Origin of the sequence: Isoptericola hypogeus (assembly GCF_039531145.1) — a bacterium.
Taxonomy (GTDB): Bacteria; Actinomycetota; Actinomycetes; order Actinomycetales; family Cellulomonadaceae; genus Isoptericola; species Isoptericola hypogeus.
Genome location: NZ_BAAAPM010000005.1, coordinates 319,469 through 327,222 on the forward strand (window position 1 = coordinate 319,469; position 7,754 = coordinate 327,222).

Annotated in this window: 8 protein-coding genes; 2 read left to right on the top strand and 6 right to left on the bottom strand. The window is 74.3% G+C overall.

Annotated elements, in window-relative coordinates; translation table 11 throughout:
- Positions 1-60: 60 nt before the first annotated feature.
- From ABD254_RS14150 to ABD254_RS14170, 5 genes are all read right to left on the bottom strand, one after another.
- The gene (locus ABD254_RS14150; protein WP_344249061.1) at positions 61-489 is read right to left on the bottom strand and encodes a ScoMcrA-related endonuclease; all 429 of its coding nucleotides are present in this window, start codon (positions 487-489) and stop codon (positions 61-63) included.
- Positions 490-628: 139 nt separating this feature from the next.
- Positions 629-916 (bottom strand): WXG100 family type VII secretion target, encoded by a 288-nt coding sequence (locus tag ABD254_RS14155; protein ID WP_344249062.1) that lies wholly within the window; start codon positions 914-916, stop codon positions 629-631.
- Positions 917-1,045: 129 nt separating this feature from the next.
- Positions 1,046-1,774 carry an HD domain-containing protein gene (locus ABD254_RS14160; protein ID WP_344249063.1) on the bottom strand — a complete coding sequence of 243 codons (729 nt, stop codon included), beginning with the start codon at positions 1,772-1,774 and terminating at the stop codon, positions 1,046-1,048.
- Positions 1,775-1,884: 110 nt separating this feature from the next.
- Complete coding sequence (locus ABD254_RS14165) at positions 1,885-3,480, bottom strand: sensor histidine kinase (protein ID WP_344249064.1); 1,596 nt, start codon at positions 3,478-3,480, stop codon at positions 1,885-1,887.
- Entirely contained in the window at positions 3,477-4,214 is a 738-nt protein-coding gene (locus ABD254_RS14170) for a response regulator transcription factor (RefSeq protein WP_344249065.1), read from the bottom strand. Before ABD254_RS14170 ends, ABD254_RS14165 begins: the two co-directional genes overlap by 4 nt.
- Positions 4,215-4,322: 108 nt before the next feature.
- On the opposite strand from ABD254_RS14170, the gene ABD254_RS14175 reads away from it, so the two are divergent.
- Together ABD254_RS14175 and ABD254_RS14180 are read left to right on the top strand one after the other, a co-directional pair.
- Positions 4,323-5,567, top strand: a complete 1,245-nt coding sequence (locus ABD254_RS14175) for a winged helix DNA-binding domain-containing protein (RefSeq protein WP_344249066.1) — start codon at positions 4,323-4,325, stop codon at positions 5,565-5,567.
- A 96-nt stretch (positions 5,568-5,663) separates the two neighbouring features.
- Complete coding sequence (locus ABD254_RS14180) at positions 5,664-7,088, top strand: hypothetical protein (RefSeq protein WP_344249067.1); 1,425 nt, start codon at positions 5,664-5,666, stop codon at positions 7,086-7,088.
- Here ABD254_RS14180 and ABD254_RS14185 read toward each other — a convergent pair.
- Positions 7,079-7,711, bottom strand: a complete 633-nt coding sequence (locus ABD254_RS14185) for an NYN domain-containing protein (protein ID WP_425553797.1) — start codon at positions 7,709-7,711, stop codon at positions 7,079-7,081. The genes ABD254_RS14180 and ABD254_RS14185 overlap by 10 nt on opposite strands.
- Positions 7,712-7,754: the final 43 nt, after the last annotated feature.

Below are 7,754 nucleotides of genomic sequence, written 5' to 3' on the forward strand. Positions count from 1 at the left end.
AGGGGTGACCGGCCGCCGTCGTCGTTCATCGGGTCGCGCGCCTGGCCGGCGCGCGGGGGCTCAGCCGCAGTCGTCGCAGATGCCCGTCGCCGGGAGCGTCATGGAGCAGGTGGGGCAGATCGCCGGCTCGGGCTCGGGCACGACGGGCTTGCGAGGCGCTGCCGTCCGGGGAGCGCGGCGCTTCGCCGGCACCGCGGACGGCGCCGGCGCCGGAGGCGGCGCGGGCACGTCGAAGCCGCGCTTGTGCAGCAACGCCATGGTGTCGACCTTGCCGCTCGTGAGCTCGTCGGTGGTCGCGGCGCGGCCGGTCGCGTACCGGTGCGCGACGCCGAGCACGGCGGCCGCGTCGTACCGGGCGCCCTCGTGGTCGAACATGTCGCCCGACGGGAGGTAGCCGTAGACGCCGAGGAAGTTCGCGGCACCCCGGCTGTCGTACTCGGCGATCGACTGGAGGAGGTGCTGCCGTGTCACGGCGGAGAAGGTGGCCACTACACGAGGGTAGGCGCACCCGCAGGGGCTCCCTGCCGCCCGGGCGGTCGCGGGGACGTGAACCGCGACACTGCGCGCGCTTCCGGTCGAGCCTGTCGAGACCCGCCCGGGTCTCGACAGGCTCGACCGGAAGCTTCCGTCAATGGGCGAACAGGCGGGTCGCCTGCGCCTCGGCGTCCGCATAGGTGCGCGACGCCGAGGACAGCGCCGCCGTCACGGCGTCGAGCGCCGCCTCGACCTGCGTCTGCGTCGACTGCCACTGGCCCATGACGCCCGCGAACGACGTCGCGGCGCTGCCGTGCCAGCTCGACTGCAGGTCCTGCAGGTGGCGCATCATGGCGCCCACCTCTGAGCGGATCGCCGCCACGGACCCGTTGACCGCCGCGCTCGCCTGCGCCACCCGTTCGCTGTCGACCTCGTACCGCACGTGTCCTCCTTCGTCGTCGTCACCCGGGACCGGGATGCCGACGACGACGCTAGGCGCGGTGGGCCCCCGACAGGGCGCGTCGTCCACAGCCTGTGGACGACCGGAGGCGTCACGGGGGACGGTGGCGGGTCAGGAGCGCTCGGGCCCGGCCGGCGTCTGGGCGTCGAGCTTGGCGCGCTCCTTGAGCAGCCGGTGCAGCTCGGCGTCGACGTTCTGGCGCGCGGGCTCCTCCCACGCCGCCCCCATCGGGCTCCAGTAGAGCGACGGCCGCTTGAGCAGCTTGGTCAGCACGCGGATGCGGGCGTCGAGGTAGTCCGGCAGCGGGATGTGCGCGTACTCCGCGCGGACGTCCGCCATGTACTCGCGGTAGCGCTGCGGCTCGGTGGCGAGCATGCCGAGGTCGGCGTCGTTGAGCACGGCCGAGTCGACGTCCTTGGGCAGGGGCTTGTGCCGGGCCAGGGAGTCGACGAGCTGCGCGACCCGCTCCGCCCGGCCCGCGGGGATGCCCAGCTCGGTGAGCTGGGTGCGGGCCAGGTCCGCGCTCGACGTGGTCTGCTCCCCGCCCTGGGTGGCGGCGGCCACCTTGCGCGTGGCGTCGAACACCGCGCCGTGGTACCAGGCCGCGAGCCGGACGAGGTCGGGCTCGTGCGTCTCCTCGGCGAGCTCGTCCACGCGGTGCAGGACGTCGGCGAGGTGCCGGAGGTTGTGGAATCGGCGGTCCGGTGCGGACCACCGGCCGACGAGGTCGGTCCCGACGGCGCGGACGGCGTCGCCGTCAGCCGTGGTCCCCGCCCCGTGCGCGGCACGGACGAAGGCGGAGAGGAACCAGGCGGGTGCGTCGGCGCTGATCACGCCCATCGCTATCGGCTTTCGGTTGTCGGACGGTGCTGCGGCCCGTGCATTCTGCCGCACTCACCGACAGGTTACGACCGTCGTCCGACAGTGGACCCTTCGACCCTGCGATTCGCTCACGGCGACGCCGGTTCGGCGGGAGGGAGCTCCACCCGGACCGTGAGTCCGCCGCCGGGCGTGTCGACGACGGACACGTGGCCGGAGTGCGCGCCGACGATGGCCGCGACGATCGCCATCCCGAGCCCGGAGCCGCCGGACTCGCGGTTGCGCGACGAGTCGGCGCGGTAGAACCGCTCGAAGATCCGCGCGCCCGCCTCCGCGGGGATGCCCGGTCCGTGGTCGCGCACCTCGACCACGGCGCCACCGGTCGGCGTACGGCCGATCGCGATCTCGGCGGGCGAACCGGCCGGGGTGTGCCGCGAGACGTTGCCGACCAGGTTGGTCAGCACCTGCCGCAGCCGGTCCCGGTCGCCCGTGACCTGCACGGACGCGGGAACAGGAGCGTCGCCGGGCAGGCCGGTGACCGCGACCTCGCGCGTGGGGTCCAGGGCGTGCAGGTCCTGGGCGGCGTCGCGCGCCATCGCGGCGAGGTCGACGTCCTCGCGGCGCAGCGGGCGCCCCTCGTCGAGCCGGGCGAGCACCAGCAGGTCGTTGACCAGCGTGCTCATCCGCCGCGCCGAGTCCTCGATGCGGCCCATGGTGTCGTCCACCTTGTCCGACGTGTCGAGCGCGCCCATCCGGTACAGCTCGCCGTAGCCCTTGACCGTGGCCAGCGGCGTGCGCAGCTCGTGGCTCGCGTCGGACACGAAGCGCCGCATGCGCCGCTCCGACTCCTCCTGCGCGGAGAACGCCCGCTCGATGTGCGCGAGCATCGTGTTCAGCGACTGGCTGAGCGAGCCCACCTCCGTCGTCGGCGGGTGCTCCGGGACGCGCTGGGACAGGTCACCGTCGGCGATCGCGGCCGCCGTCACCTCGATGCGTCGCAGCGGCCGCAGCGACCGGTGCACCAGCAGCAGCGCCGTGCCGCCGCCCAGCAGCACGATGCCCAGCCCGGACAGCAGCAGCGACCGGGTGAGGAACGCGACCGTCTCCTGCACGCCGGCCAGGGGGAGCGCGACGTAGGCCTCGCCCAGTACCTGCCCGCCCGCGGAGTAGACGAACGGGACGACCCGCCACTGCGCCGGGGTCGACCCGCCGGTCGAGTCCACGGTGAACGGCTTGCCCTGCCTGTCCTGGAGCTCGTCGAGCGTCTCGGCGGGGATGTCGGGGGTGCCGAACCGGGCCAGCGTCTGCGGCCAGGCGTACGGGTCCTGACTGCTCTGCCCGTTCTCGTCCCGGATCACGACGACGTAGTCGGTCGGACCCCGCGGGGTCGGCGCCTCGGGCTGCCGCAGGGTGAAGTTGGCGACCTCCTCCGCGGACTGCGCGAGCTGCTGGTCGACCTGGTCCACGAGGTAGCCGGAGACGACGGTCCGCGTGACGACCGTTGCCAGGATGAGCCCCGCGGCGAGCAGCAGCACGGTGATGGTCACGAGCCGCGTGCGCAGCGGGACGCGCTCGAGCCAGCCCCAGCGTCGGCCGCTCGGCCCGTCGCCGGTCGCCGCGGCGCGGGACGTCGCGGCGTCCGTCGGCGCGGCGAGACCGGCGGTGCCCGGGCCGGCGCCGGGCGCCACGTCCTGCGCCGTCGTGCCGGACGGCGGGCGGGTGCTCATCGCGGCGCCTGCGGCGCCCGCAGCAGGTAGCCCACGCCGCGCTTGGTGTGGATGAGCGGGGGCAGCGCGACGTCCTCGCCGTCGGGCCCGGCGACGGTGAGGTTGTCGACCTTGCGGCGCAGGTAGGAGATGTAGGACTCGACGATGTTCGCGTCGCCGCCCCAGTCGTACTGCCACACGTGGTCGAGGATCTGCGCCTTGGACAGCACGCGGCCGGCGTTGAGCATGAGGTAGCGCAGCAGCTTGAACTCGGTGGGGGAGAGGTCCACCTCGACGCCGGCACGACGCACCTCGTGCGAGTCCTCGTCCAGCTCGAGATCCCCGACGCGCACGACGGCGTCGTCCTCGGGCTCGCCCGCGTGCGTGCGGCGCAGGACGGCGCGGATGCGGGCCACGACCTCCTCCAGGCTGAACGGCTTGGTGACGTAGTCGTCGCCGCCCACGGTGAGGCCCTGCACCTTGTCCTGCGTGTCGTCGCGGGCGGTGAGGAACAGCACGGGCGTGTGCCGGCCGGTGGAGCGCATGCGGCGGGTCACGGTGAAGCCGTCCATGTCGGGCAGCATGACGTCGAGCACCACGAGGTCGGGCTCGACGTCGCGCACCAGCTGCAGCGCGCCGTTGCCGTCGGCCGCCGCGTGCACCTCGAACCCCGCGAACCGCAGGGAGGTGGACAGCAGCTCGCGGATGTTGGGCTCGTCGTCGACGACGACGAGACGTGCCTCGGGTGCGCTCATGACTCCATGGTGGGCCGTGGTTCTGAGAGACGCCTGGGAAGACCCTTGGACGTTGCTCCCGGCGGCTCGGACGCCGCGGCTGTCGGTGCCGCACGGCAGGATGGGCGGGTGCGGATCACGGCGGACCAACGGCGACGGCGGCTCGTCGTCCACCAGCTCGCGCTCGGCGTCGGGCGCCCCGGGCGCCCCGAGGCGACGACCCCCGAGGACGTGACGGAGCGCCTCGTCGCGCTGCACGCGACCGACGCCCCCAGCGTGCACCTGGCGGTGCTCGCGCGTGTGCCCGGGCTGACGCTGGACGACGTGCGCGACGCGCTCTTCGTGCGGCGCAGCCTCGTCAAGGTGCTGGGGATGCGGCGCACGATGTTCGTCGTGCGCCGCGAGACGGTGCCGGTGGTGCACGCCGCGGCGGCGCTCACGGTGGCGGGGCGGCTGCGCGCCCGGCTGCTCAAGGAGCTCGCGACGCTGCCCACCGACCCGCCGGTCCGTGACCCGGAGGCGCTGCTGGCGGCGGCGGAGGCGCAGGTGCACGAGGCCCTCGTCACCCACGGGCCGCTGGACGGCGCACAGCTGTCGCGGGCGGCGCCCCTGCTGCGCACCGCGTTCCTGCCCACGACCGCCAAGGCGTGGGACGTGCGCCGCACCATGACGTCGCCGCTGCTGGCCGTGCTCTCGGCCGAGGGGAGCGTCGTGCGGGGCGAGCCGCGCGGGGCGTGGTCGTCGCCGCGGCACGTGTGGTCCCCGATGACCGACTGGTTCCCCGGCGGCATCCCGGAGACGGACGAGGAGGCGGCGCGCGTCGAGCTCGCCCGGCAGTGGCTGGAGGCGTTCGGGCCGGCGACGGTGGCCGACCTGAAGTGGTGGACGGGGTGGAGCCTCGGCCAGGCGAGGCGCGCGGTCGCGGCCCTCGACGTGCGTCAGGTGGAGCTCGAGGTCGGGCCGCCCGGCGCGGCGCCCGTCGTGGCCGACGGCATGATGCTGCGCTCGACCGACCTGGACGCGGCGCTGGATCCCGCCGTGGACGACGTCGTGGAGGGTCACGTCGCCCTCCTGCCGACCCTCGACCCCACGACGATGGGATGGACGGCGCGCGACTGGTACCTCGGGCCGCACCGGGAGCAGCTCTTCGACAGCGCCGGGAACGCGGGCGCGACGATCTGGTGGCAGGGGCGCATCGTCGGCGCGTGGACGGTGCGGCCGGACGGCGAGGTCGTGTGGCGGCTGCTCGAGGACGTCGGCGCCGACGCCGAGGCATCCGTCGCCGCGGAGGCCGCGCGGATCGGCGGGCTGCTCGGCGGCGTCGGTTTCACGCCCGGGTACGCGACGCCGCTGTACCGAGAGCTGCGGGCCTGACACGGGCCGAGCCCGCCGGCGGGCGCAAGCCGCCACCGCTCCCTAGACTCGGCGTCGACCGCGGAACCGCGGCATGAGCAGGGAGGTCGTTCCCGGGTGAGCCAGAGCGCGACGAGGGTGCCGGGCGACGGAAAGCGTGGTGGGGCCGCGCGCCGTTGGGTCGCGGGAGCGCTGGTGGTGATCACCTCGCTGCTGTTCGTCGCGTCGTCGGTGGCACTGTGGGCGCACCAGACGGTCTTCGACAACGACCGGTTCATGGCCGCCGTCGAGCCGGCCCTCGAGGACCCCGCGCTCTACGACGCGCTGAGCGAGACCGTGAGCAACCAGGTCCTCGACGCACTCGACCTCGACGACCGGGTCTCGACGCGCCTGGAACAGCTCGACGAGGTCGTCGCCGGCGCGCTCACGGCCCAGCTCGACGCGGCGGACCGGCCGCTGCTGGAGGGGCTGCTCGGCCGCGTGGACCGGCCGTCGCTGGCGTCGCTCACCCCGGTGGTCGTGGAGCGGCTCGAGGGGCGCGTGCGGCAGATCGTGGACCGGCTCGTGACGTCCGACGCGTTCGCCGAGCGCCTGCCGCAGCTCGTGGGGCGCGCGCACGCCGCGGCGATCGGGATCGCGCGCGGCGACGTGGACGATTACCCCAACGTCTACCTCACCGACGACGCGGTGATGCTCAACACCGTGCCGATCGTCGCGGACGCCCTGCGCGAGGTGCTCGGGGAGTTCGGCGACATGCTCCCCGAGGTCACGCTGCCGGACAACCTCTCGGACAAGGCCGACGAGGCCCGGGCCCAGCTGGGCGAGGCCCTCGGCTCACGGATCCCGGACGACGTCGGCAGGGTGAAGCTCCTGGACCGCGAGACGTTCGACCTTGTCCAGGGCACCGTGCGCGACATCGACCGGGTCGTGGTCGTGCTGGTGGTGGTGACGATCCTGCTCGCCGCCGCGACGCTTGCCGTCGCCCCGAGCACGCGCCGCGGGGCCGTCCAGCTCGGGCTGGGGGTCGTGGCCGGCCTCGTGCTCACCGCCGCCGCGGTGGCGCAGCTGCGATCGACGGTCGTGGACGTGGCGCGCCAGCCCGACGGGCGGCACGTGGCCGGGGTCCTGTACGACTCGGTCACGGGAGGGCTGCACCAGATCTTCTGGCTGGTGGGCATCGTCGGGGCCGCCGCCGTCGTCGGCGCGCTCCTCGTGGGCAGCCCGCGATGGCTGGCTAGCGCGGGCGACCGGTGGCCGTGGGTGCTGACGGCGACCGGTGGCGACGGGCGCCTTGCGCGCTGGGTCGCCACGCACGCCGATGCGCTGCGGATCGCCGTCGGGGCGGTCGTGCTGCTCGTGGTCGTCCTGACCGGGTTCGCCTGGGTGCCGCTGGTGCTCGCACTGCTGGGCGGCGTCGCGGCACTGTGGGGGATCGCCGCAGCGGCGCGCATCGAGCGATCGCTCGACGCCGTGCCTCCCGCCGACGCCGTGCCTCCCGCCCCCGCCCCGCCGGGCGGGACGGGGCCGGGCGGTCAGAGGTAGCGCAGCGGGTCGAACTCGTCGAGCGGGATGATCCGCACGCGCGGCAGCGGGGCGGTGAAGGCGTCGGCGTCGCCCTCGAGGTCGAACGTCTCCAGCCCCTGGTCGGCGAGCTGGGCGAACTGCCCGTTGACGAACTCACGGAACGCGAGCAGGCCGACCCGGCGGTCGGTGCCGAGCAGCGCCTCGATCTGCGGCAGGAAGTCGCCGTCATGGCTGGCGAGCAGCACGTCGCCCTCGCGGTCGGCCAGCGCGTCGAGCGTGCGCTGGATGCCGACGTCCACCACCTTCTCCGTGCCGGACGACGCCAGCGGGATGGGCTTGTAGCCCATCGCCATCAGCGCCTGCACGAACGCCATCGGCATCTGCCCGCTGCTGGCGTTGAGGAAGAAGAGCGGCACGACCTCCTGGTCCCACAGCTTCTGCGCGAACCCGGTGACCCGGTCCCACCGCGGGCGCTCCTGCGGGTCGGGGCGCCGGTTCAGCACGTTCATGCCGAGCGTGGCGTCGATGTTCTCGCCGTCGACCAGCAGGTAGGTCCGGCGCGCGGGGACGTCGGACGGCGGGGTCGGCACGAACGGCGTGGGGGCGGCCGTCGGCGTCGGGCCGTCGAAGGAGGGGGACATGAGCCTCAGGGTAGCCGCCCACGTCGGTCGAGCCTGTCGAGAC

Excerpts from the sequence above, each read along its gene's own strand:
- ABD254_RS14165 (WP_344249064.1), bottom strand. The coding sequence starts at position 3,480 with ATGAGCACCCGCCCGCCGTCCGGCACGACGGCGCAGGACGTGGCGCCC.
- ABD254_RS14160 (WP_344249063.1), bottom strand. The coding sequence starts at position 1,774 with ATGGGCGTGATCAGCGCCGACGCACCCGCCTGGTTCCTCTCCGCCTTC.
- ABD254_RS14185 (WP_425553797.1), bottom strand. The coding sequence starts at position 7,711 with ATGTCCCCCTCCTTCGACGGCCCGACGCCGACGGCCGCCCCCACGCCG.
- ABD254_RS14170 (WP_344249065.1), bottom strand. The coding sequence starts at position 4,214 with ATGAGCGCACCCGAGGCACGTCTCGTCGTCGTCGACGACGAGCCCAAC.